At 55.8% G+C, this 25,347-nt stretch carries 21 protein-coding genes; 13 read left to right on the top strand and 8 right to left on the bottom strand.

Features of this window, described 5'->3' with window-relative positions:
- Positions 1-87: 87 nt before the first annotated feature.
- Entirely contained in the window at positions 88-2,232 is a 2,145-nt protein-coding gene (gene pqqU, locus AC1RKC_RS08800) for a TonB-dependent receptor PqqU (RefSeq protein WP_142815049.1), read from the top strand.
- Between the two features lie 683 nt (positions 2,233-2,915).
- A complete protein-coding gene (gene phoH / locus AC1RKC_RS08795; RefSeq protein ID WP_020827477.1) occupies positions 2,916-3,701 on the top strand; it encodes a phosphate starvation-inducible protein PhoH in 786 nt (261 codons plus the stop codon).
- A gap of 217 nt (positions 3,702-3,918) precedes the next feature.
- Here phoH and AC1RKC_RS08790 read toward each other — a convergent pair whose 3' ends face one another.
- From AC1RKC_RS08790 to AC1RKC_RS08780, 3 genes are read right to left on the bottom strand one after another with little or no spacing between them, the layout of a single operon-like run.
- Complete coding sequence (locus AC1RKC_RS08790) at positions 3,919-4,788, bottom strand: dimethyl sulfoxide reductase anchor subunit family protein (RefSeq protein ID WP_142815050.1); 870 nt, start codon at positions 4,786-4,788, stop codon at positions 3,919-3,921.
- A gap of 3 nt (positions 4,789-4,791) precedes the next feature.
- The gene (locus AC1RKC_RS08785) at positions 4,792-5,346 is read right to left on the bottom strand and encodes a 4Fe-4S dicluster domain-containing protein (protein WP_185959390.1); all 555 of its coding nucleotides are present in this window, start codon (positions 5,344-5,346) and stop codon (positions 4,792-4,794) included.
- Positions 5,347-5,348: 2 nt separating this feature from the next.
- Positions 5,349-7,682 carry a molybdopterin-containing oxidoreductase family protein gene (locus tag AC1RKC_RS08780; RefSeq protein ID WP_414161311.1) on the bottom strand — a complete coding sequence of 778 codons (2,334 nt, stop codon included), beginning with the start codon at positions 7,680-7,682 and terminating at the stop codon, positions 5,349-5,351.
- A gap of 464 nt (positions 7,683-8,146) precedes the next feature.
- Between AC1RKC_RS08780 and lpxO the strand changes: the two genes are divergently transcribed.
- Positions 8,147-9,049: a lipid A hydroxylase LpxO gene (gene lpxO, locus AC1RKC_RS08775; RefSeq protein WP_020827473.1), complete on the top strand. Its 903-nt coding sequence runs from the start codon at positions 8,147-8,149 to the stop codon at positions 9,047-9,049.
- A gap of 34 nt (positions 9,050-9,083) precedes the next feature.
- Here lpxO and chaA read toward each other — a convergent pair whose 3' ends face one another.
- Together chaA and AC1RKC_RS08765 are read right to left on the bottom strand one after the other, a co-directional pair.
- Positions 9,084-10,184, bottom strand: coding sequence for a sodium-potassium/proton antiporter ChaA (gene chaA, locus AC1RKC_RS08770; RefSeq protein WP_020827472.1), 1,101 nt, complete (start codon positions 10,182-10,184; stop codon positions 9,084-9,086).
- Between the two features lie 314 nt (positions 10,185-10,498).
- Positions 10,499-11,317, bottom strand: a complete 819-nt coding sequence (locus tag AC1RKC_RS08765) for a siderophore-interacting protein (protein ID WP_128864759.1) — start codon at positions 11,315-11,317, stop codon at positions 10,499-10,501.
- A gap of 129 nt (positions 11,318-11,446) precedes the next feature.
- On the opposite strand from AC1RKC_RS08765, the gene chaB reads away from it, so the two are divergent.
- From chaB to AC1RKC_RS08720, 9 genes are all read left to right on the top strand, one after another.
- A complete protein-coding gene (gene chaB / locus AC1RKC_RS08760) occupies positions 11,447-11,674 on the top strand; it encodes a putative cation transport regulator ChaB (protein ID WP_409324864.1) in 228 nt (75 codons plus the stop codon).
- Positions 11,675-11,930: 256 nt separating this feature from the next.
- On the top strand, positions 11,931-12,626 hold the full coding sequence (locus tag AC1RKC_RS08755) for a gamma-glutamylcyclotransferase (RefSeq protein WP_020827469.1): 696 nt from the start codon (positions 11,931-11,933) through the stop codon (positions 12,624-12,626).
- Positions 12,627-12,925: 299 nt separating this feature from the next.
- Positions 12,926-13,879 (top strand): HTH-type transcriptional regulator Cbl, encoded by a 954-nt coding sequence (cbl, locus tag AC1RKC_RS08750; protein ID WP_020827468.1) that lies wholly within the window; start codon positions 12,926-12,928, stop codon positions 13,877-13,879.
- Positions 13,880-14,573: 694 nt separating this feature from the next.
- The gene (locus tag AC1RKC_RS08745; RefSeq protein WP_493092348.1) at positions 14,574-16,142 is read left to right on the top strand and encodes an ABC transporter substrate-binding protein; all 1,569 of its coding nucleotides are present in this window, start codon (positions 14,574-14,576) and stop codon (positions 16,140-16,142) included.
- A complete protein-coding gene (locus tag AC1RKC_RS08740) occupies positions 16,142-17,194 on the top strand; it encodes an ABC transporter permease (RefSeq protein ID WP_020827464.1) in 1,053 nt (350 codons plus the stop codon). Before AC1RKC_RS08745 ends, AC1RKC_RS08740 begins: the two co-directional genes overlap by 1 nt.
- A complete protein-coding gene (locus tag AC1RKC_RS08735) occupies positions 17,191-18,060 on the top strand; it encodes an ABC transporter permease (RefSeq protein WP_020827463.1) in 870 nt (289 codons plus the stop codon). Before AC1RKC_RS08740 ends, AC1RKC_RS08735 begins: the two co-directional genes overlap by 4 nt.
- Positions 18,050-18,886, top strand: coding sequence for an ABC transporter ATP-binding protein (locus AC1RKC_RS08730; RefSeq protein ID WP_020827462.1), 837 nt, complete (start codon positions 18,050-18,052; stop codon positions 18,884-18,886). The genes AC1RKC_RS08735 and AC1RKC_RS08730 overlap by 11 nt, the downstream gene beginning before the upstream one ends.
- Positions 18,883-19,554 carry an ABC transporter ATP-binding protein gene (locus AC1RKC_RS08725; RefSeq protein ID WP_046373278.1) on the top strand — a complete coding sequence of 224 codons (672 nt, stop codon included), beginning with the start codon at positions 18,883-18,885 and terminating at the stop codon, positions 19,552-19,554. Before AC1RKC_RS08730 ends, AC1RKC_RS08725 begins: the two co-directional genes overlap by 4 nt.
- A 134-nt stretch (positions 19,555-19,688) precedes the next feature.
- Positions 19,689-21,263 carry an ABC transporter substrate-binding protein gene (locus AC1RKC_RS08720; RefSeq protein WP_493092349.1) on the top strand — a complete coding sequence of 525 codons (1,575 nt, stop codon included), beginning with the start codon at positions 19,689-19,691 and terminating at the stop codon, positions 21,261-21,263.
- 16 nt (positions 21,264-21,279) lie between these two features.
- Here AC1RKC_RS08720 and AC1RKC_RS08715 read toward each other — a convergent pair whose 3' ends face one another.
- Both AC1RKC_RS08715 and AC1RKC_RS08710 read right to left on the bottom strand, forming a co-directional pair.
- The gene (locus AC1RKC_RS08715; RefSeq protein WP_493092350.1) at positions 21,280-21,846 is read right to left on the bottom strand and encodes a YbhB/YbcL family Raf kinase inhibitor-like protein; all 567 of its coding nucleotides are present in this window, start codon (positions 21,844-21,846) and stop codon (positions 21,280-21,282) included.
- Between the two features lie 100 nt (positions 21,847-21,946).
- Positions 21,947-22,663 (bottom strand): prepilin peptidase, encoded by a 717-nt coding sequence (locus tag AC1RKC_RS08710; protein ID WP_493092351.1) that lies wholly within the window; start codon positions 22,661-22,663, stop codon positions 21,947-21,949.
- Between the two features lie 525 nt (positions 22,664-23,188).
- Between AC1RKC_RS08710 and AC1RKC_RS08705 the strand changes: the two genes are divergently transcribed.
- Complete coding sequence (locus AC1RKC_RS08705) at positions 23,189-24,694, top strand: YchO/YchP family invasin (RefSeq protein WP_048760222.1); 1,506 nt, start codon at positions 23,189-23,191, stop codon at positions 24,692-24,694.
- Here AC1RKC_RS08705 and narL read toward each other — a convergent pair.
- Positions 24,691-25,341, bottom strand: a complete 651-nt coding sequence (gene narL / locus AC1RKC_RS08700; protein ID WP_046373282.1) for a two-component system response regulator NarL — start codon at positions 25,339-25,341, stop codon at positions 24,691-24,693. The genes AC1RKC_RS08705 and narL overlap by 4 nt on opposite strands.
- Between the last annotated feature and the right edge of the window lie 6 nt (positions 25,342-25,347).

Here is a 25,347-nt window from a genome sequence, read left to right as displayed (position 1 = left end):
TTTCATTTTTTGTTAAAAGCATTAACATATCGGCCATAACGTTCCAAATGGTTCATATTTTCCGATCCCTTTAACGGCATTCTCCTGATGAAAAGCACTCATAAAAACCGGTTGGCGGTTTCAGCTCTGGTTATCCCTGCCTTACTGCCTGTCTGCGCCCTGGCGCAGGACAAGGATAGCGAACAGACCATGGTGGTCACGGCCAAACGCAGCGGCCTATCCGAACTGTCCACCCCGGCTGCCGTCAGCGTGGTGAATGGCGATCAAATCCGTGAGGCCAGGCCGCAGATCAACCTGTCGGAAAGTCTGGGCAGCGTGCCCGGCCTGCAAATTCAGAACCGCCAGAACTACGCGCAGGATCTGCAGCTTTCGGTGCGGGGCTTTGGTGCACGTTCAATGTATGGCGTGCGCGGCGTACGTATTTATGTCGATGGTATTCCTGCCACCATGCCGGATGGTCAGGGCCAGACGTCGAACATTGACCTTAACTCGGTTGAAAAGGTGGAGGTGCTGCGCGGGCCGTTTTCCGCCCTCTACGGCAATGCCTCCGGCGGCATGGTGAATGTGGAAACCGAAACCGGCCAGCAACCTGCGCGCCTTGAAGCCAGTTCGTACTTTGGCAGTTACGGCACCTGGCGTTATGGCGTCAAGGCGACCGGGGCAACCGGCGACGGCACCCACGCCGGTGACGTTAACTACACTATTTCCGGTACCCGGTTCACGACACAGGGCTTTCGCGATCACAGCGGCGCGCAGAAAAACCTCGGCAATGCCAAGCTGGGCGTACGCATCGACGATGTCAGCACCCTGACGCTGTTGTTCAACAGCGTCGATATTCACGCCAATGACCCAGGTGGCCTGACGAACGCGGAATGGCACGATAATCCGCGCCAGGCGCCGCGTGCCGACCAGTACAACACCCGTAAAAGCACTTCGCAGACCCAGGCCGGGTTGCACTATGAGCGCCAGATGGGGGCCGATGACGACCTGAGCATCATGATGTACGCCGGTGAGCGCGAAACCACCCAGTACCAGTCGATCCCGGTTGCGGTGCAGCAGCGTAGCGCCCAGCATCCTGGCGGGGTGATTGACCTGACGCGCCATTATCAGGGGATTGATACCCGCTGGACACACCGCGGTGAGCTGGGCGTACCCTATACCCTGACCGGCGGGTTGGACTATGAAACCATGACCGAGCAGCGTAAAGGCTATGAAAACTTTACCCAGGTTAACGGCGTAACCGAGTTGGGCACCCAGGGGGCGCTGCGCCGCAATGAGCGCAACCTGATGTGGAACCTGGATCCCTATCTGCAAAGTTCGTGGCAGTTGACGCAAAAACTGACGCTGGATGCCGGCATGCGTTACAGCACGGTCAATTTCGACTCCAACGACCACTACGTGACCGGCAGCAACGGTGATGACAGCGGCAACGCCAGCTACCATAAATGGTTGCCGGCAGGCTCGCTGAACTATGCGGTGATGAGCGGCTGGAACCTGTATCTGTCCGCCGGTCGCGGGTTTGAAACCCCGACCATTAACGAACTGTCGTACCGTTCCGGCGATCAGGCTGGGCTAAACTTTGGTTTACAGCCTTCGACCAGTGACACTGTTGAGTTGGGCAGTAAAACCCGCATTGGCAACGGCCTGCTGACCGCCGCAGTATTCCAGACCGACACGCGTAACGAAATTGTGGTGGATGAAAGCAGCAACGGCCGCACCAGCTACAAAAACGCTGGGCAGACCCGCCGACGCGGGCTGGAATTGGCGCTGGATCAGCAATTCGCCTACGATTGGCGAGTGCAGTTGGCCTGGACACTGTTAGACGCGCGTTACCGCGATGATGTGTGCGGCGACAGTCAGTGTTCAGAAGCCAATAAGGTGCCAAGCGGCAACCGTATGCCGGGTATTGCGCGCAATATGGGCTATGCCTCATTGGCCTGGTCCCCACCTGAAGGGTGGTATGCCGGTGCGGAGGTACGTTACATGAGCGATATCGAAGTTAATGATGCCAACACTGAACAGGCTCCGGCCTATACCACCGTGGGTTTAAATACAGGCTATCGTTATCCAATGGGGAACTGGATGCTGAATGTTTTCGGTCGGGTGGATAACCTGTTTGACCGCCAATACGTGGGGTCGGTGATCGTCAATGAAGGTAATGGTCGTTACTACGAACCGGCTCCGGGAAGAAACTGGGGCGGCGGGGTAAGCGTTTCTTATACCTTCGAATAACGCTAAACAGCGTTACCGACGCAATCAAAGAACGGCAGGGCGGGAGCTTTCCCGCCTTTTTTATTTATAAATTTGGGGCGATGTGCAGGTTTTTGTTTGTGCAAAATTTAATCAGGAAACCGAAATGTCATCCGCGTATTTTAATCATAACAGTATGATATCTAACGTGATAAAAATTTTATTGAATGACGTAATCGGCGTGATATAGTGTTCTTGCGGCGCCTAAAAACAAAAAAGATTAAATTTTTTTACATTTTAGCAACGTGCGCGGTTTGAATGTCATTATACTGTAATCATCTGGCGGTAGTTTTCACAAGGTGCACAGCTCGAAGCTGTAAATAACACTGCGGGGATCGCTAATGGTAAAGTCCTTGGTTGGGCTAGAAAGAAAAAATAACAGTTCTTCCCTGATGACTCGTTGTAACGAGGGCACTCTCTCCGACTTTCTTTTTCTGACCAGACCGCACTCCCGTTATCACAAATTCCTGTCACTTTTCTCTCTCGTTTTAATTATGCAATCGCGTTGTCCCGTGAAAAATCGGCGTGCCGAAATGCCCGTCGGATATTCACTTTTTCTATTGGCTATCGTCGGCTCAAAAGGGAGCCAAACCCGCATCTGTATGTGAAACATAATCGCACGGCCAGGCCGTTGCGGTAGGTGAAACAAACTGTAAGGTGCCACTATGAGACAAAAAGCAGTGATCAAAGCACGTCGTGAAGCGAAACGCGTTATTCGCCGTGACGCTCGTAGTCATCGCCAGCTGGAAGAAGAGTCCGTAACCTCGCTGGTACAAATGGGTGGTGTTGAGTCTATCGGCATGGCACGTGACAAGCGCGATAGCTCCCCCATTCTGGCTCGAACCGAAGCTCAGGGTCATTACTTAATAGCCATAGACAAGAAGCAGTTGATATTTGCCACCGGTGAAGCCGGCTGCGGCAAAACATTTATCAGCGCTGCGAAAGCGGCCGAAGCCCTTATACATAAAGAAGTGGATCGGATTATCGTTACTCGTCCGGTTCTACAGGCGGATGAAGACCTCGGTTTCTTGCCGGGGGATATCTCTGAGAAATTCGCCCCTTATTTCCGACCGGTGTATGACATTCTGGTGCGCCGTTTAGGATCGTCCTTTATGCAATACTGCCTGCGTCCGGAAATCGGCAAGGTGGAGATCGCGCCTTTCGCTTATATGCGCGGGCGTACTTTCGAAAATGCGGTGGTTATTCTGGATGAAGCCCAGAACGTTACCGCCAGCCAAATGAAGATGTTCCTGACCCGTCTGGGTGAGAACGTCACGGTCATCGTCAATGGTGACATCACCCAGTGCGACTTGCCGCGCGGCGTGAAGTCCGGCCTCAGCGATGCGATGGAGCGCTTCGAAGAGGATGAAATGATCGGCATCATCCGCTTTGATAAACAAGACTGCGTCCGCTCCGCCTTGTGCCAGCGTACGCTCAACGCCTACAGTTAACACCTGCCCGTTCACAAAAGGCCGCCTCGGCGGCCTTAGTCTGATGACAAACACCCGAAAAGCGTGGTTTTCGGGTGTTTGGGGTAAATCAGAAGAGATAATCCTTTGTTTTTATTAGTCCCCAGATCGGGACTTTTAACTGCAAAGGACTTTGTCAGCAACCTGAGGCCGCCTCGGCGGCCTTTTTCTTGCCTTGAATATCAGCGCAGCCGCAACATTAAAACCAAGGGTATTGGCTCATGACGCCGGCGTAAAACAGCATTCGGCCACCAATACAGGCTGAGAGCAGCGTCAGCATCAGTGCGCCCGCCACGCCAACGTTCAGAACCGGCCGTTGGTACAGATAGGCCGCCAATCCGCTGCCGGTAATCAGCGCGCCAAAAATAAGCCACCCCATTAGACCCGAGCCAAAAACGGTGACGGCGCTGGCGAGCATTTTCCCTTGTTGGTTGAACCCGGCGCTGTAGCCCAGGATCACGACTAACAGCAATACCACGCCGCATAAAATGCCTGTCGGCAACGCGACGGGGAGCCACCTTTCGCGATCATTTTGAGCCGCATTGAACACGCTGAGCCGCAGCCCAAGGGTGGTAAACCCCAGCAGCAGGGCCGTGGCGATAAAACCGAGGTGGGTGAGCGGCGAATGCCACAGAGGGTGACTCGCCATCTGGTAATAAACCTGTGCGGAAACCAGGATAGCAGCCACACCCGCGCCCGATGCCAGCAGGCTAACCTGGCGAATCAGCCTGGGGTTTGAGTTAAAGCGAAACATCATGGCGGCCCAGATGACGACCACCGCGTTCAGCAAGGCGAAAGCGATGACTTCCCGGCTGAGCCAGGAATGGCCGATCCCCAGAATCGCTCGATAGGCGCCGGTGGGTGAACCCAGATGCAACAGCGACAGCACGGAGCCGAGGATATTGATCGCCACAATCCCTAACGCCAGCTGTCGCAGGACATTTAAGCGCTTTTCGTCGCTTAGCCAGCTCGGCTGCGCCAGAATCAATACCGTGATGGCTACGATAGTGCCGACCGCCCACTGACAAAACACGGTAAAAAAGACCAAGGGAAGTTCATATTCAGACATGGGCTATTCCTTATCACCGGCGGGAATAATGACGATATTGGGCTGACTGATTCGATGATCCGGCAGTGAGTAGCGGGTCTCGATACGCGTCAGGTCAGCGGAATGGCGAGCGCGCAGTTCGTCAATATCGCCAAACTGCAGCACACCGGCCGGGCAGGACGCGACGCAGCGGGGCAGCAGCCCTTCATCCAGGCGTTCAGCACACAGATTGCACTTACTGGTTTTTCCTTCGACGGGATCAAATACCGGCGCATTATAAGGGCAAGCCATAATGCACATCCGGCAACCAATACATTTGTCATGATCCTGCACGACAATGCCGTCAGGTCGCTTGCTGTAGGTATCCGCCGGGCAGACTTTCATGCACTGCGGATCGTCGCAGTGGTTGCATGACATCGAGATAAACGCCATCGCGTTCGGGGCGTCAAAGTGAAATTCTCTGACCCGCCGCCACAGCACGCCAGCCGGGGTGGCATTTTCAGATTTGCAGGCCATCGAGCAGGTTTTGCAGCCATAACAGCCGCGCATATCGACTAAAAATCCATATTGTCTGACCATGGTTATGCCTCCGCCCGGACGTCGACCAGGGTACTGTTACAGCAATGACCGTTGCCCAGCACTTCCGCATGGTCGTTGGTGACGTGGCTGCTGCTGCCGCCTTGCTGTTCCCACCAGCCGTTATCCAGGCATACCACGCCGCGTTTGATTTGACGCGTTACCACCGCCAATGCCCGGTGTTCTCCACGGTGATTAAAAGCAATCGCCCATTCACCGTTCCTGATATGGCGGCTGGCGGCATCATCCGGATGGATCATGATATTGGGCTGATTGCGCTGCACCTCGAGGATCCATTCATTCATGCCGTGGCTGGAGTGGATGCTGCGCGCCAGCTTGCGCTGAACGGCCATTAATGGATATGTTTTCGCCAACTCCGGCGAACCTTTCGGCGACTCTTTCACCTGCATATAGGTCACAATCGGCGGGAAATCTTTCTTCTGCCACTCTTCGATAAAGAAGTGGGCCTTTTTGGTCGGAGTGCGAAAAATACCGTCTTTGAACGGGATCCACGGCGTGGGGGCTGGTTTAATCGGTCCTTTACGTAGCTGTTCGATAGTGAGGCCGGTTCCGGCCAAACAGTTTTCTATATAGTGTTCGATCGGCTGGTTAAACACCTCGCCGAAGCCGAAGCGTTCCGCCAACCGGGCAAAAATCCAGTAATCCGGTTTGGCCTCCGCCACCGGTTCTACCGCCTTTTCCATCAGTTGGACATAGTGGCTGCGAACGCCGGCCATTAGGCTGAGATCTTCAAAGATGGTGGTGACCGGCAACACCAGATCGGCATACAGCGTGGTGGAACTCATCAGGTTATCGGCCACGACGACAAACGGCACCTTCTTCAGGGCTTTCTTCACCATATTGGTGTTGGGTAACTGGGTCAGCGCGCCCATGGTCATGATCCACCAAAAGTTAATCGGGTGAGGGCGATCGTTGACAATCCACTCGCCGGTTTTGGCGACCGGTATCGGCGGAATTTTTTGTACGTTGGGTGCCGGAGGCAGCGGCGGACTGAACTTCATCATTTGTTTGGCGCCGCCCGCGTCGCAGACTCCGCCACCGGCTTTGCCCATATTGCCGGTCAGCAGCGACAGATAAAACTGGCTTGCCGCCACGTAGGTGCCGAATTCGGTGCGCTGAGCGCCGGACATGTTCTGTACGATCATCGAAGGTGTATTGCTGGCATATTCACGCGCCAAACGGAGCAGGGTGGCCGCCGGGATGTCGGTTTCCGCCGCCACTTTCTCGACGGTCCAGGGAGCCGACTCCTGACGGATCAGTTCAAATACCGTGGTATAAGCCGCATCGGCAGGCAATTCGGCCTGGGTGAGCGCCGGGACGATGGTGGGTGTGTCATGGCGCACCAGACGGCGGCTCAGGGTGTCGTACACCAGATAGCTTTCTTTGTCCTGCGGATCTTCTCTGAGCTGTTTTTGCTGGGGGTTCACCAGATAAACGGCCCCGGTGTGTCGTCGCAGGAAGTCAGCGTCGTAGCGCTGTTCATCGATGATGATTTTGATCATTCCCAATGCCAACGCGGTGTCGGTGCCGGGAACGATAGGGATCCACTCATCGGCCTTGGCGGCGGTTTCGTTAAAGCGGGGATCGATCACCACCAGCCGCGCGCCTCTTTCCTGCGCCTTAATATATTCTTTGAAATAGGCCTGCATGGTCACGGCCGGATTATTGCCCCAGCACAGAATGTAGCGGCTGTCGGCAATGGTGTCGCGCATATCTGCGTAGCGCAGGCCAAGCATCGGGATCATGGCGGCGGTCACCGCAGAGCAGCATAAGGAACCGGAGCGTTTTGTCGCCCCGCCGAGGTAATCAAAGAAGGCTTTCCCCATGTCGTTTTTAATGGAATCCATATTTCCGGCATGGCTTGAAATTAACAGGCCTTTATTACCGTGACTGGCAAGAGTATTACGGATATTAAGTTCAACCAGATCGAGCGCCTCATCCCAGGATATGGGTTTGAATTTCCCTTCACCTTTTTCGCCCACCCGAAGCAAAGGCGTTTTAACCCGCTGTTGGTGATAGACCCATTTGGTCCGGCTGATGCCGCGCAGGCAGCATTTGACGTTAAAATCTTTGCTGGCTTCTATTTTTTTGAGCTCCCCCTGATAGACATAAGCCGTTAAATTACAATGTAAACACTCCATCGCGCAGGTTGAACGAAACGTCTGGTAGTCACTGAGTTTGAGACGCACCCGGGGCAGGGGTTTGCCCTTGTCCATTGCCATGGAAAATACGCAGGGCGATATGCTGGCCAGCCCAATCACGCCAAGCCCTTTTAACAAGGTTCGGCGATTCATTCTGATGTCAGATATATTTTTCATGATGTATTCCGTACGTATTATTTGTTTTTATTATTGTTTAATGGCTTGCCTTGGGATTAATCAGGCCCCCTGAGTTAATCATGGTTGAATTGCTGCACACTGATCAAAATCAAATTAGTCATTTATTATTCTGGAGTGAATAACGGATATCGTTAATAACCCAAGCCTGAAATACCCGCTTATTTTTATATCAAAGGCTATTTTATCTAACCCGGAGGGCGGGCAGTCATCGGTTTGGGCGCCAACCAGCAAATCGACAGAGGGCAAGCGGTTCCCGCCCATAACGCCGGCTCGTTTAGCCTTTGTGTAAACTATTGTGGTTTTTTGTATAGATTTTTGTTGGTTTAGCGTTAATGCTTAGGGGTGTTCCAGACGGGCGCAACAACTTATTGGCCTAAAGGAAATATCTGGGGTGCACGCCGGATGGGCGTGCAAGGTATTGGGATCTTCAATGCGGTTCAATCATGAAATATATTATTTTACTTCTATTTATTTTATGCGTTGTGTATGTCCATTACCGTGGGCGGGTGCGTTACACCTTCTGGCGGCAGCTCTCCGATCATTCCACATTTACTGCTCCGCTGAACGTTTTCATGTACCTGTTTTCACGCGTACCGACCACGCCCTATCTGCAGCCGGAGCAATTCCCGGAATTGCAGGCGCTGCGGGATAACTGGCAAAGCATCCGCGATGAAGGTCGGCAGCTGATGGCTATCCAGCAGATTAAAGCCTCGGACCAATATAATGATGCCGGTTTCAATTCGTTCTTCAAAACCGGCTGGAAGCGCTTCTATTTGAAGTGGTATGAAGACAACCACCCGTCGGCGATGAGCCTGTGCCCGCAGACTACCGCACTGTTGCGCAGCCTGCCTTCGGTCAAGGCTGCGATGTTTGCCGAACTGCCGGATGGCAGCCGCCTGCCACGCCACCGCGATCCCTACGCCGGTTCACTGCGTTACCATCTGGGGCTGATCACACCGAATGATGACCGTTGCTTTATCGAGGTGGATGGCGAACGCTACAGCTGGCGCGACGGGGAGGCGGTGATGTTCGACGAAACCTACCTGCATTACGCCGAAAATCAGAGTGGGCAGAACCGGTTGATTCTGTTTTGCGATATTGAGCGACCGATGCGTTTCCGCTGGGCACAGGGCATTAACCACTGGCTGGGGCGCAACCTGATGAGCGCGGCTACCGCACCCAATGAAGAGGGCGATCGTACCGGTGGCGTCAACAAGTTGTTCAAGTATATCTATGCGGTACGCAAGGTGGGGAAACGGCTGAAGGCGTGGAACCGAACCGGGTACTACATCATTAAATGGATTTTGTTTGGCGGTATCGCGGCGGGTATTTTTTTCGCGATTTAAAAAGGGAGGGCGCTACGAAAGCGCCCTCCGGCAATCAGGCAAAAATGGTCATCATATAGGCGGCAAACAGCGCCAGGTGCGCGGTGCCGTTCAGCACGTTGGTTCTGCCGGTCGAGAATGACAGCTGGCACAGCAGCAACACGGTCAGCATCACGACGATATGCGGCGTCTGCAGGCCGAAAATCAGCGTTTGACCAGTCAGGGTGGCGATGATGGTTACCGCCGGTACCGTCAGTGAAATGGTCGCCAGTACCGAGCCGAAGAACAGGTTCATCGCACGTTGAACCTGATTGTTCAACACCGCACGCAGTGCCCCCAGGCCTTCTGGCGACAGGATCAACAGCGCGACCAGGAAGCCGGTAAACTGCGCAGGAGCATTCACCTTGGTCAGCAAACCTTCCAACGGGTTGGCGTTGAACTTGGTCACGGCGATCACCGCAATCAAATGCACCACCAGCCAGCCGGCATGCCAGGCACTGCTGTGCGAAGACGGTTTGCCGTGGTGCGGGTCACCGTCGTCATCTTCGTGCTCGTAGACAAACAGGCTCTGGTGGGTTTTGGTCTGGATCACCAGGAACACGCCGTACATGGCGGCGGAAATCACCGCGACCAGCAGCGCCTGCCCAGTGCTGAAGTTGCCGCCCGGCAGCGCACTGGGGAACACCAGTACGATCACCGCCAGCGGGAAAATCGCCATCAGATACTGTTTGATACCGCCCAGATTGACGTATTGGGTGGCGAATTTGCGACCGCCCAGCAATAAAGCGAAGCCCACCAGACCGGCGCTGACAATCATAATGATGGAGTAAAGCGTATCGCGCATCAGTGCCGGTGCGGCGTCGCCGGTGGCCATCAACGCAGAAATCAGGCTCACTTCCAGAATAACCACCGACAGGCTGAGGATCAGCGAGCCATAGGGTTCACCCAGACGGTGAGCCAGCACGTCGGCGTGGCGCACAACGCTGAACGCGCTGCTGAGAATACCGACCAGGGCAATGATGTTAATGCCGACGATCAGCGGGAAATTGCTGGTACTGCCCCACAGGTTCAACACCACCAAGGCGGCGATGGGGAAAAGCAGCGAGTACTCAGTGTGGCGGGATTTGGATCGGCCAGGATCGTTTTGCGACTTCATTTCGATGGTACTCCTTCTCAAACAGCGTGGTCCCGTCATCGCTGACTGCCGTTAAGGGCAATTATGCGCATCCAGAATGTATTTATATTTAATAATAATAGGATACACCCGCAGGCTTGTGCCGGGGAATGATGTGATGTTGTTTTACTTGTAAAAGCAAAAGCTTGCTTTCTGTGACTAGGTTAACAAAAAAACCGCATTGGATGCGGTTTTATTTACTTACTTTTACGTAGTGAGATGAGTTTTCTTCATTAACGGCACATAAATTGCAGTTTGTAGCTGCGCTGCTTGATTAATAAAGGGGAAAATCACAGTCAATCGTCAATATTGTCCATGATTTCATGCCGTTTATTATGATAACCCTCTTCGTTTAACCCCTCACGCCAGTAAGGTACGGCATAAAGCTGATTACGGTCACATTGGCGCTCGCGGCGCAGGTAACGGCGCAGGTCAACCACCAAACGATCTTCCCCGGCCAGCCAATACTGGATTTTTGTCTCAGGTAGCGGCAATGAGCAAAATTGCGTCACCAACTCGGCGGTTTTTTCGGTGCCGCCGATAATCCAGCTCAGTTCGAAGCCTGCCGGTTTTTTCAGATCGATAACGTCAGCCGCAGTGTCGACGCGGATAAAGGCGTGGCCTTCGCTACGTGCCGGTAACCCTTCCAGCAAGGCCGCCAGCGCGGGCAAGGAGGAAGGATCGCCGGCCAGACAGTAGAAATCGGCCTCTGGCAGCATAGGTTTAGGACCGCCCGGGTTACTGATGCCGATTTTATCGCCTGCTTTGGCCGATCGCGCAAAGTTAACCGCCGGGCCGCTGTGATCGTGAATGGCGAATTCAATGTCGACTTCCGCCAGCTGCGGGCGTACTGCGCGAATCGAATAGGTGCGGACAATCGGACGAACCGCATCGGCCGCCCAGCGAGGGCCGTTTTCGGTCAGCGTCGGCAGGTCCGGCTGCGTCTGGCCTTCGAGCGGCAGGAAAACCTTGATGTGCGCGGCGGCGGCGTTTGCCGGGTAATAACGCAGGTCCGGGGCGGTGAAAGTGATGCGGCGCAGGTGCGGGGTAACATCGCGAATCGCGCTGACAGCAATCAGGTAGGGTGCGCGTGAGCGTGGGGCTTCGGTAGTCACGGGGTTCTCCTTATGTTCATTTGGCGAGGAGTATAACATGCCATGTGATAATGAGAATTGTTTGCTAATTGAGGCGGGCGGGGGTGTCATCTAAGCTTAAGGTTCACTGAATATCTGCGGGAGGAAATGATGCCCTACAACAGCACAAATGCCTTGCCGGACAACGTCAAACACGTGTTGCCGGCCCATGCGCAAGAGATCTATAAGGAAGCTTTTAACAGCGCCTGGGATCAATATAGCGATCCAGATGACCGGCGCGGCGACGATAGCCGAGAGGAAACCGCCCACAAGGTAGCCTGGGCGGCGGTGAAGCAAAGCTACCGCAAAGGTGATGACGACCACTGGCACAAAAAGTAAGGCGCTCCCCGGCGCCTTTGTGCGCCGGTAAATCATGAAATCCGAACCTATTACGCGGGCAATTAATATTATTGCTGCTGAGTACAAATACTTTTTCACTTTAAAGCTCTTTTGAAACTTGATTGCTCACTGAGAAAAGAATAAGGTCATTATTATCGCGGGAAGATTATTGTATTAATATAATTCCGCACTTAATAAATAAGATTGAACAGTGGCGAGGGAGTATGGGCAATCCTATTCCCGGGAGGTTGTTAAGGTGTTAACGCGAGATTTTCTGCAAAATGCGGATTGCAAAACTGCATTCGGCACCATTGAGGAGTCGCTGTTACTGACATCAGAGCAGCGGGCGGCCTCGTTGGATTGTACTTTATCCCGTCGGCCGGATAACAGCCCGGTGTGGGTCTTCGGCTACGGTTCACTGATGTGGAACCCGGTGTTTGAATCCGAAGAGGTGCGGCCGGCCACGCTGCAAGGCTGGCACCGCGCCTTCTGTTTGCGGCTTACCGCCGGGCGCGGCACCCTGCACCAGCCGGGGCGGATGCTGGCGTTAAAAGAGGGCGGCCATACCACCGGTCTTGCGTTTCGCCTGCCGGAAGCCAAGCTACGCGAAGAGCTGGAACTGCTGTGGAAACGCGAAATGGTCACCGGCTGTTATTTGCCGACCTGGTGCGATCTCACCTTGGCAGACGGTGAAGTGGTGACCGCGCTGGTGTTTGTCATGAACCCGCAGCACCCGCTGTTTGAAGAAGATACCAGCCATCAGGTGATAGCCCCCCTGATCGCCAGCGCCAGCGGGCCGCTGGGAACTAACGCCCAGTACCTGTTCTCGCTGGATAACGAGCTGAAAAACCACGGTATGCAGGACGACTGTATTGGCGATTTGGTCAGCTACGTGCAGCAATGGCTGCAGCAAAATACCTCCGGCCCTATCGGCGGAGAGGCAACTGCCTGATCCCGCTCATATGACGCTTTCGATAGGCTCAGCTTGCTGAGCCTTTTTTGTTTATATATCTAATGCCTATATTTAATAACTTTATTTTGCATAAGCATTTAATCCACATTTTCAAAGTGGATATTTATGTTGTTAATTTTAAAGCTATTCGATAATTTAAGATTAAAAAACAGCAAATTTGCAATGGTGAAAAATTCACTTAGCATGAAAATGCATAACTAAAGGTTATTTCTTATTTGTCCCCTCCCGCCAGACTCCGTATCACTGGTGTTAACAATATTGCTCGTCAGGGGGAGTGGATGAACTTTCAACAATTAAAAATTATTCGGGAATCGGCGCGTTGCAACTACAACCTGACCGAGGTGGCCAATACTTTATTTACCTCGCAGTCTGGGGTCAGTCGTCATATTCGGGAACTGGAAGAAGAACTGGGCATTGAGATATTTATCCGCCGCGGCAAGCGTTTATTGGGCATGACCGAACCGGGTAAAGAGCTGTTGGTGGTGGCGGAACGCATCCTGAATGATGCCAATAATATCCGCCGACTGGCGGATGTGTTCAGCAGCAACGACACCGGCCAGCTGCATATTGCGACCACCCATACGCAGGCGCGTTACAGCCTGCCGGGAGTGATTAAGGAGTTTCGTGCGCTGTACCCGCGGGTAAGGGTGGTGCTGAACCAGGGCAGTCCGGAAGAAATCGTCGCGATGCTGGCCTCGGGCGAAGCCGATATCGGCATTGCCAGTGAACGGCTGATGAGCGATGAATCTCTTGCGGCGTTCCCTTACTACCGCTGGCATCACACCATCCTGGTACCGGAAGGGCACGAACTGACCCGGCAACCGCAGGTGACGCTGGAAATGCTCAGTACCTTACCGTTGATAACCTATCGCCAGGGCATTACCGGTCGCTCGCGGCTGGATAGCGCGTTCAAAGCCGCCGGGCTGACGCCGGACATTGCCCTAAGCGCTCAGGATTCCGACGTAATAAAAACCTATGTCGAGCTGGGGTTGGGGGTCGGCGTACTGGCGGACATGTCATATGAGAAAGAGCGCGATCATGGGCTGGTCAGCCTTAACGCCGAGCACCTGTTCGAGCCCAATACCGTGTGGTTAGGTTTGAAACGCAGTCAGTTACAACGTAACTATGCCTGGCAGTTTATCCAGCTGTGCAACCCGACGCTGTCACTGACGGAAATCAAAGACAAGGTGTTCTCTTCACAGCTGGAAACGGTGATCGATTATCAGATTTGATCGGCATGTGAAAATAACGGGCCGGGCTTGCTGCCCGGCATTTGACGATGCTAGAGCTGTTTTCTCAACAGTTTTCTGACCATACGGCGTTTACTTTTTTGCACTGGGCCAATGAGTTCTAAAATGGGGATTTCTTCTGGGGACGGAGGGTTCGCCATTTGCCAGTGGAGATGTTGTTTCAAAATTTCGATCGCAATTTCTTTTTCTTCTTGAATAGTTAGCGTTGGGTCGTTCAGGCCTTGTCCTTCATGTTGATCTCCTTTTTGAACGTTATTTGTACACACCTTATCACGTAGGGATTTGACGCTGAATATTTCTAGGGCGAAGTATGTATTCTCTCAGGGCGATGAAATCCGTTATGCAATTCATGGTGCCGGGCACCACGGTGAATGACGCATGGCGGGTATAAAGCTCGAGTAGCCGATTGTTTAGGGCGTTACCGATCAGTATGTCGGGAAGGGTTGTAGATATCAGCCCTTGCGCGTGCAGATTCACGCCATAAAAATAGAGGGTGTGTTCAGGATTGAACACGGTGATTGCGCCGCACATCGCAGAACCTCGCCTGCTTAATAATCAAAATCTCAGCTATAGACAGAAAAAGAATATCTATAGTTATTTAAGTACCTTCGCCTGCCGAGAGCTCTCACATACACTCGCGAAATTACTATAAATTCCATCCGCTTGGAGAGTTTTGATGAAAGCGTTCGTTCCCTCTTTGGTGTTTTTGGCCGTGGCGGCCAGTTTCAACGCACAGGCAGCAACCCCGGCAAACACGTTGGTGATTGCCCAGTCCATCGATGACGTGGTCAGTTTTGATCCGGCCCAGGGTTTTGAGTTAACCACGGTGCAGTCATTCAACAGTCTCTACCAGCGGCTGATCCAGTCCGATCCCAAAAATCCTATCGAACTCAAACCGACGCTGGCCAGCGAATGGCAGGCGGGCAGCGATAACCGCAGCCTGACCTTCACTCTGCGGCCGGATGCCAAATTTTCCAGCGGCAATCCGCAGCGCCCGGAAGACGTGATTTTCTCACTGTCGCGGGTAGTGAAACTGAATCTGGAACCCTCGTTTATCCTCACCCAGTTGGGCTGGGACGCCAAGAACGTCGACCAGCACCTGACCAAGGTGGATGATCAACGGGTCAAAATAAGCTGGAGCGAAAACGTCAGCCCGGCCTTTGTGCTTAGCCTGCTTTCGGCGCCGGTGTCTTCTATTGTCGATGCCAAAGAAGCCTTGTCGCACCAGCAGGGGGATGACCTGGGTCACCAATGGCTGAACAGCCATTCCGCCGGCAGCGGCCCGTATAAAATTCGCACCTACGTACCGCACGAAGTTGTAGTGCTCGACGCCAACCCAAGTTCGCCGGAAGGCGCCCCGACGCTGAAGACTATCCTGATCAAGAACGTGCCGGATCCGGCGGCGCGTCGGTTGCTGATCGAACAGGGCGACGCCGATATCGCGCGTAATCTGGGGGCAGATCAGATGGCGGCGCTGAAAGGCAAGCCGGGCGTCAAGCCGTTGGCCATCCCTTACGCCTCACTTTATTTCCTGCAGTTCAACGCCAAGGCGTCACCGGCGCTGGGCAACCCGGCGTTCTGGGAAGCCGCGCGTTGGTTGTTCGACTATAAAGGCATTGCTGACGATCTGCTGAAGGGCCAGTTCCAGACCCATCAGGCGTTTCTGCCGGAAGGTTATCTGGGCGCGCTGAAAAATCGCCCATACAGTTTTAACCCGCAAAAGGCCAAAGAGATCCTGGCGAAGGCCGGCCTGACCAACGTCAGCTTCAAGCTGGACGTCAACAATCAGCCGCCGTACCTGGATATCGCGCAGGCCTTGCAAGCCAGCTTTGCCCAGGGTGGGGTGAAGGTGGAACTGGTGCCGGGCCTCAGCGCGCAGGTTTCCACCAAGGTGAAATCCCTGAACTATGACGCGACCCTGACCTCCTGGGGGCCAGATTATTTTGACCCGAACACCAACGCCGCCGCCTTTGCCTATAACCCGGAAGACGGCAGCAAAACGCTGGCCTGGCGCGCCAACTGGCAGATCCCTGCGCTAAGCAAGCTGACGCTGGCAGCCACGGCGGAAAACGACACTGCCAAACGGGTTGCGGATTATCAACAGCTACAGCAGGCCGTGCAGCAGAGTTCGCCGTTTGTCATCGGCCTGCAGGCTCGCAGCCTGATTGCGGTGCGTGACAACCTGAAAGGCTACGAGCAGGGCATCAACCCTGACATGGTGTTCTACAGCAAGGTCAGCAAGTAATGATAAGCCGTACCGCTTCCGCCGGGTTCGCCCGGCACAGTTGGCGTTGGGGACGCCGGCTGCTTACCGGCTTGCTGTCATTGGCGCTGACGCTGCTTGGGCTACTGCTGTTCACCTTTATGCTCTCGCATCTGGCGCCGATCGATCCTACGTTGCAGATCGCCGGCGATCATGCCAGCGAGGCCACCTACGCACAGGTCCGTCACGACCTGGGGCTGGATCAGCCGTTGCCGGTGCAGTTCTGGCGCTATCTGGTGCACCTGGCGCACGGGGATATGGGGATATCGCGCATTACCGCCCAGCCGGTGCTGAGCGATCTGTTACGTACCTTCCCGGCCACGGTGGAGCTGGCGACCTGCGCCATTATCCTCGGTGCGTTCGGCGGCATTACGCTGGCGTTTTTGGCGGTGATAAAACCGGGCAGTTGGCTGGATAACGCCGCGCGCCTGCTGTCGCTGATCGGCTATTCGGTGCCGATTTTCTGGCTCAGTCTGCTGGGGCTGCTGCTGTTTTACGCCACGCTGCACTGGTCGGCGGGGCCGGGGCGGCTGGACGATATCTACCTTTACAGCATGGAACCGCGCAGCGGATTTGTGCTGATCGACACCTGGCTGTCCGGCGATCGCGACATGTTCTACAACGCCATCAGTCACCTGTGGTTACCGGTGGTGGCGTTGGCGCTGTTGTCGATGGCGGGTATCACCCGCTTGCTGCGGGCGGCGATGCTGGAAGAGTGCAATAAAGAGTACGTTACCCTGGCGCGATCCAAGGGGGCCAGCCGTACGCGTATTTTGGTGCGACACGTATTTCCCAACGTGCTCGGCACGCTGATCACCGTTCTCTCCCTGTCCTATGCCAGCCTGCTGGAAGGGGCGGTGCTGACCGAAACGGTGTTTGCCTGGCCGGGCGTGGGGCGTTACCTGACCACCGCGCTGTTTGCCGCCGATACCCCGGCCATTCTTGGCGCTACCTTGCTGATTGGCACCTGCTTTGTGGTGTTGAACGCGCTGGCCGATGCGCTGACCTATTTAGTGGACCCGCGAACCCGATGAGCCAATATCTTTCTGAACATGAACCCCAGAGCGAGCCTGCGGTCGGCTACCGCCAGCGCGGCAAACTCACCACGCTGACGCTCGGGGCGACGCTGGTGGCTGTGCTGATCCTGACCGCGCTGCTGGCTCCCTGGCTGGCGCCTTTCGACCCTAACTTGCAACACATCGAACTGCGCCTGTTGCCGCCGTCCTCCGGGCATTGGCTGGGGACCGACGGCTTTGGTCGCGACCTGTTATCGCGCGTGATTTATGGTGCACGGCCAACGTTGATCCTGGTGTCGTTAATCCTGCTGCTGACCATCCCGATTGGGCTGTTGGTGGGCATCAGCGCCGGTTATCTCGGCGGCTGGGTCGAGCGTATTCTGATGCGCGTCACCGATATTTTTCTGTCATTGCCCAGCCTGGTGATTGCGCTGGCCTTTGTCGCGGTATTGGGGCCGGGGCTGATGAACGGCGCACTGGCGCTGGCCTTGACCAGTTGGCCGGCTTTTGCCCGACAAGCCCGGGCGGAAACGCTGGCGCTGCGTCGCAGTGACTATCTGGCGGCGGCGCGTATGCAGGGCATCGGTGGGCTGCGGCTGATGGCGGGACATATTTTACCCCTGTGCCTGCCAAGCGCAGTGGTGCGTGCGGCGCTGAGCTTGGGCGGAATAATTCTTTCCGCCGCGGGATTGGGCTTTCTCGGCATGGGCGTGGCCCCGCCGACCGCCGAGTGGGGCTCGATGGTGGCCGAGGGTAGCAAAGTGATTTTTGATCAGTGGTGGGTCGCCGCTGCACCGGGCGGGGCTATTCTGTTTGCCAGCCTGGCCTTTAACCTGCTGGGCGATGGCCTGCGCGATAAAATGGATCCTCGTCATGGACATTGATAACCCATTATTGACCGTCGAACGCCTGTCGGTGCTATTACCGGCCTCGCCACCGTTGGTGAAAGGCATCTCTTTCAGCATGGGGCAGGAGCGGCTGGCGCTGGTGGGGGAGTCCGGTTCCGGCAAATCCCTGACCGCCCGCGCCCTGATGGGGCTGTTGCCACCGCCGTTACAGCTGCAGGCGCAGCGTCTGACGCTGGGCGACGACGATCTGACGCGCTTGAACGAGCGCCAGTGGAACCGGCTGCGCGGGAACAAGGTGGCCATGGTGATGCAGGATCCCAAGCACGCGCTGAATCCAACCCAGCCGATTGGGCGTCAGGTGGAGGAGCCGTTGCTGTTGCATACCCGCCTGGGCCGCGCCGAGCGGCGGGAGAAGGTGCTGGACATGCTGGCGGCGGTTGGCTTGCCCGATCCGCAGGCGCTGAGCCAGCGCTATCCGCATCAGCTGTCCGGCGGCATGGGGCAGCGGGTGATGCTGGCCATCGCATTAATCAACGATCCGCAGCTGTTGATTGCCGACGAACCGACTTCGGCACTGGATCACCAGATGCGCGATCAGGTGTTGCAACTGATCGAAAATCTGGTGGAGCAACGTAATATGGGCCTGATTTTGATCAGTCACGATTTACAGCAGGTGGCGCACTACTGCGAACGGGTGCTGGTGATGTACAAGGGCGAACTGTTGGATCAACTGCCTGCCGATCGTTTGGCCTCCGCCACCCATCCTTACACGCGCACGTTGTGGTCATGTCGGCCAAGCCGCGAGACTCACGGCAAAACGCTGCCGGTCCTGGATCGCGCACTGCTGGAGTCACTGAAATGAGCCTGATTACCCTGGAAAACCTCAGCGTCAGCCACCGCCAGGGCTATGAGATACGCACCGTGGTGCATGATGTCAATCTGCACATCGAACCGGGCGAGTGCTTCGGCCTGGTTGGCCCGTCCGGCTGCGGCAAGTCATCGCTGCTGTGGGTGTTGGCCGGGCTGAATGAAAGCTGGAGCGGCGGTTTTCAACTGCTCGGCCGTGATTTGCAACCGGGCCGTCCTTTTACCGGTGATCTGCGGCGTGAGGTCCAGATGGTATTCCAGGACCCCTATGCCTCGTTACATCCCAAGCACCGATTGCTGCGCACGCTGGCGGAACCCCTAAAGTTGCTGAAAGAGAGCAATATCGAGCAGAAAATCAGCGCCGGTTTTCGCCAGGTGGGGCTGGATCCCAGGCTGTTGGACCGTTATCCGCACCAGCTTTCCGGCGGGCAACGTCAGCGGGTGGCGATCGTGCGCGCGCTGTTGCTGAAACCAAAGCTGTTGTTGCTGGATGAGCCGACTTCGGCACTGGACATGTCGGTGCAGGCGGAAATCCTCAACCTGCTGAACGAGCTGAAGCAGGCGGGCGATCTGACAATGATCCTGGTCAGCCATGATGCCGACGTGATTGACCACATGTGCGATCGTTCCGTGGCGATGGCGCATGGCCGGTTGGTAAACTGAAATCAGCCTGCCGTTCACTCGGCGGGCTTATTCATCTGCGTAATAAATAAAGCAATTTATAGTCGTTCTTCTGCTAAGTCGCTGCCCCTACACTCGCCAAATAACGCATCCGCGTGATTCTGGAGAGTGCATCAATGAAACGGCTAATCCCAACGTTATTGTTCAGTGCCCTGGCGGCGAGCTTCGGCGCACAGGCCGCCACCCCGAAAGACACGCTGGTGGTGGTCAGTTCGCTGGAAGGCATCATCAGTCTCGATCCTGCCGAAAGCTTTGAAACCGTCAGTTCGGCCAACCTGGTCAATCTGTATCAGCGCCTGCTGACACCGGATCGCACCACGCCGGAAAAGCTGGCGCCGGAACTGGCCAGCAGTTGGCAAACGGGGGCAGACGGCCACAGTTTGATATTTACCTTGAACGCCAACCAACGGTTTGCCTCCGGCAACCCGGTACGCCCGGAGGATGTGATCTTCTCACTGGTGCGGGCGGTGAAACTGAACAAGGCACCGTCGTTTATCCTTGGTGAGTTCGGCTGGACGCCGGAAAACGTCGAGAGTCAGTTGAAGAAACTGGGCGATAACCAGGTGCAGCTAAGCTGGTCGGCCAATATAGGCAGTGGGCTGGCGCTGCGGCTGTTAACCGCGCCGGTGGCGTCGATAGTCGATGAAAAGCTGCTCAGCCAGCACGGTCAGCAGGGGGACTTCGGCAATGCCTGGCTGCGTTCGAACTCAGCCGGTGCCGGCCCTTATCGCGTCAGCAACTATGTACCGCACGAGGCGCTGTTGTTCAGCCGCAACGATTACGCTCAACCGCAGGCCAAGCTGAAAACGGTGCTGCTGAAAAACGTCAGCGATGCCGGTACCCGCCGTTTATTGCTGCTGAAAGGGGATGCTGACGTGGCCTACGATCTGGGGGCCGATCAATTCAACTCGCTGCGTAACGAAAAGGGCATCAGGATTGAGCAGCGCGATTCGGCCAAAGTCTATTACCTGGGGTTCAATACCGGCAGCAAGCAGGTACCGGCTTTGAGTAATCCGGCCTTGTGGCAGGCGGCACGCTGGCTGGTGGATTACCAGACCATTGCCGACAACCTGTTGAAGGGGCAGTATCGCGTACACCAGGCATTCCTGCCGCTGGGGTTGGATGGCGCCTTGGATAATCAACCTTTTAAGCTCGACGTGGCCAAAGCCAAACAGATTCTGCATGACGCGGGTATCGCCGAAGGAACGCGTATTGATCTGATCGTCATCAACCAGCCGCCGTATACCGATATCGCCCAGGCGCTGCAGGCCAGCTTTGCCAAGGCCGGTTTGCAGTTGGACATTCATCCGGTAGTGGAGAGCGATCTGTGGGGCAAAATGCGCGGCCGTGATTTCCAGGCCATCTTCACCTACTGGGGGGCCGATTATCTGGATCCTAACACCAACGCCAGCGCCTTCGCTTACAACGTGCCGAATGGGCCGAAAACCCTGGCCTGGCGTACGCAATGGAACATCCCGACATTGAGTGCGGAAACCCGTGCAGCCGCGGCAGAGGGGGATGCTGCAACCCGCGCCGCGCGCTACGTTACGCTGCAGCGCGAACTGCAGGCCAGTTCCCCTTACGTTGTGGCCTTACAGGGGCAAACCCTGGTGGCGCTGCGCGATAATGTTAAAGATGCGCATGTGGATATCGCCAACAGCATGCTGTATCTGGATCGCGTGAGTAAGTAGGCCACCCCGGCACCGGTTATTGACCGAAACGACCGATAATGCCCGCACCGCCCTTGGCGTGGCCCTGCAATTTTTCCAACAGCTGTTCGTGGGTTAACCCTGGCCCCAGCGCATGGGGCGGGAGATCGGTGGCGATCAGCACGAAGGTATAGTGGTGCAACCCAGAGCCTGCCGGTGGGCATGGGCCATGATACACCGCGGTACCCGGTGAGTTCTTGCCGCCGACAAAGCCTTTGCCTTGGGTAAGATCGCCTTCAGCGAACCCCTGAGCCGTGGCTGGAATACCGTAGGCCACCAAGTGGCTGGCGCCCAATCCGGCACGGCCCTCGGGATCGGACACCAGCAAGGCGAAGCTGGTAGTGCCCGCCGGCGGGTTGGCCCAGTTCAGCGCAGGTGAAACATTGTCGCCGGTGCAACTGGCGTTGCCCGGGGTGGCCCCGGCATATTTCTGGGCCAGCAGGCCGCCATCCTGAAACGCCGATGAGCTGAGGGTAAAGGTACCGGCAGCCTGCGCCGCGAACGACAGCGAACCGGAAAGTAATGCCGCGCTGAGCGCGAGAGCAGATAAACCACGACCGATCATACAGCCTCCTGTGTTTGGTTAAATAAAGCATAGTGGTGCAGAGACAGGCTCGCTATAACAGCCTGGCCAACAGTCGGCTATAACAGCGCCAACCACGGCATTAATCCGCCATTGGGGTGAAATAAGCTGAAATGAGAGAATTTCCCTTGATGAAGGGCGTGATATCCATGTCGGCCATCGAAAGCAGGGTAAACCAACCGGAAAGCGCCAGATAAAGGCCGAACGGCAGCGGGGCATCTCTGCCGGTGCTGCGGCGTAACTGGGCCAATGTCGCAACGCATAAGCCTGCCATGGCTGCGCCGGTCACCAACATCGGCAGGGCAGACCAGCCGCTCCAGGCGCCCAGGGCCGCCAGCAATTTAAAGTCGCCCTGGCCGATACCCTCCGTTTTCCGCCGAAGGCGATAAAGGGCGTTAAGCCACCATAGCGACAGATAGCCGGCGACGGCCCCGATCACTGCCTCGTCGAGCGAGGTAAAGCAGCCTTGCTGATTGGCCAGCAGCCCAGCCCATAACAGCGGTTGCGTCAGGCGATCCGGTAACAGCCTGTGCCGCCAGTCGATAAGCGCCAGCGCGAGCAGCAGGGTCGCCACCGGCAGCAAGCTGATTCGCTGTAGCGGCGAGAGGCTAAAAGGCAATGCCGCCAGTCCGGCGCAGGCCGCTATCAACATCAGAGTACGGGTTTTTAGCGGCGGCAGGCGTTGCCCCACGTCCTGAGGCACGGAATGCATGAGCCATCTGGCGATGACCGCCGACAGTAACATAGCCACAATAAACAGGCCGCGAAACCAGAGATCCCCCTGCGGATTGTTAAACATGAGCATCCTTGCTGAACTGAAATTAACGTTCAAAATAGCGGCAAAATGGGTTTTACAGCAGAGCAGGTGCCAGGTAATGACGCGCTTTGTGCAGGCGATCGCAAAGCATTATTTATAGCCAAGTAAAATACGCTGAAATTGAGGGTTTTCACGCATAATCAACGTATTACTGTGTTTTATGAAAAGATGAATGCCGATTAATCAGGCAAAATCTGCGATGAAATTTAGTAAATTTATCCTGCCCGACGGCGAATGTTCGGCGCGTTCGGGAATGACCTTTCTTCGCAAAGTAATATCAACCGCTCAGGTGACGTTGTCACAAAATAAACTGAGGTTTATCTGATGGTTTATCATCAGAAACCGATTAGAATTTGGGGTTCATGATGCACTTTGGCGCCCCGGCGCCCGACAGGGCCAATACCCTGGTTGTTCGCTGTGCAAAGGTCGTTGTTCTGCTGCCTGGAGTGGCCGCAGCAAAAAAGGTTTTTCCGCCCACTCTCGGGATGAGGGAACGGTGGTGGTGTAATGACTGACGTTATTCTTAAAGCGTGTAACAGATTGAAAAAAGCCGTTGATTTCCTCTCACTCCCTGCCCGTTTACCGGCGGTGGGTTTGGCGTGGCTGTTGGGCAGCTTGCCGGCTGGTGCCGAATCTCCCCCTGCGCCGCCCTCGGTCAGCCATCAAGCGAACGCAAACGACAACTTGCCCGAGCTGGGGGGCAACGCCTCGAATGACGCAGAGCGAGAGAAAGAGTGGGCCACCATGGCCAAACAGCTGGGTGAGCGTAACCTGAATAATGTCTCCGGCCAGCAGGTGCGAACCCGCGCCGAGAGTTACGCGGTAGGGCAAGCCGGTGAGGTGCTGCAACAACAGGCGCAAGAGCTGCTGTCACCGCTGGGCACCGCCAAACTGTCGCTGGTGATGTCCGACCAGGGGGATTTTTCCGGCAGCAGCGGCCAGCTGTTCAGCCCTCTGTATGACGTTAACGGCTTGCTGACCTACAGCCAGCTCGGTCTGCTGCAGCAAAGCCAAGGTTCATTGGGTAACTTTGGCCTTGGGCAGCGTTGGGTCGCCGGTGATTGGCTGCTGGGCTATAACACGGTGCTCGACAGCGACTTCAAGCGCAATCAAAACCGCGCCAGCCTGGGGGCCGAAGCCTGGGGTGACTTCCTGCGTTTTTCCGCCAATTATTACTATCCGTTATCGGCACTGGCGCAACAGAAGGATAACGCCGAATTTCTCAGTCGTCCGGCAAGCGGTTACGACATCACCACCCAGGGCTACCTGCCGTTTTACCGCCAGATCGGCGGCTCTCTCAGCTACGAGCAGTACTGGGGGGAGAACGTCAACCTGTTTGGCAGCGGTAAAAAACAAAACGACCCGCGCGCCATGCAACTGGGGGTGAATTACACGCCGGTGCCGCTGGTGACGGTGAAAGCACTGCACAAGATGGGGGAAGGCGGGGTGAGCCAGGATCAGGTCGAACTGGCGCTGAGCTATCGCCTTGGTGTACCGCTGGTAAAGCAGATATCCCCGGAGTATGTGGCCCAGGCCAAATCGCTGCGCGGCAGCCGCTATGACAATATCGAACGGAAAAATGTCCCGGTAATGGAATTCCGCCAGCGTAAAACGCTGCAGGTCTTCCTGGCCACGCCGCCCTGGAGCCTGCAACCGGGGGAAACGCTGCCGTTGAAGCTGGAGATTAAAACCACCAATAAAATCACCCGCGTCAGTTGGCAGGGGGATACCCAGGCACTTAGCCTGACGTCGTCGCAAAACAGCAACGATCCACACGGCTGGAGCCTGATTGTGCCGCAGTGGGATGACACGCCGGGGGCGGAAAACCGCTACCGTTTATCGGTCACGTTGGAAGACGACAAGCAGCAATTGGTGACGTCCAACTGGATCCAACTGCAGGTGACGCCGCCGCTGACCGCCTCTTCCGGGGAGGGCGAGGGCTTGCCGCCGCCAAAAACGCTGCAAACGCCCACCATTCCGGCAGAGACCGGGCCGTTGAACGGCGCTGACTAGCCGTTTTTGCCCTGCAGTACCCACACGGCGGCCTCAACGCGCGATTTCAGCTTCATTTTTTTCAACAGGTGTTTGACGTGCACCTTGACGGTACTTTCGGTGATGGTCAGTTTGCGGGCGATCATCTTGTTCGGCAGACCCTGGGCAATCAGTTTGAGAATATCGCGCTCGCGCGGTGTGAGCTGCTGAATATCCCGTTCGGTGCTCGGGCGGTTTTCACGCAGGCTGGCGGCCAGAATGGGGGTTAACGCCTCGCTCAATACCATCTGGCCTGCGGCGGCCTGGTGCAGCGCCTTCAACAGTTCCTCCGGCTCCATGTCTTTTAGCAGGTAGCCGTCTGCGCCGCGTTTTAGCGCGCTGACCACGTCATCTTCGTGATTCGACACGCTAAACACCACAATGCGGCCAGAAAGCGCGGTCATGCGCAGGCGATCCAACGTTTCCAGCCCGTTGATGCCCGGCATATTCAGATCGAGCAGGATCAGGTCAGGATCGTGCTCCTCGGCCAGCGAAACACCTTGTTCACCGTTGCCGGCTTCGGCAATCACCTGCAGGCGCGGGTCCATGCCGATAAGCTGTTTTACGCCGTTGCGTAGCATCGGGTGGTCGTCAATCAATAAAATGGTGGCGGCAGTTTCGGTCGTCATGGTTTC

It is taken from the genome of Serratia sp. GW822-FHT06E05 (genome assembly GCF_058799445.1).
This window is presented reverse-complemented; position numbering and strand designations above follow the sequence as displayed.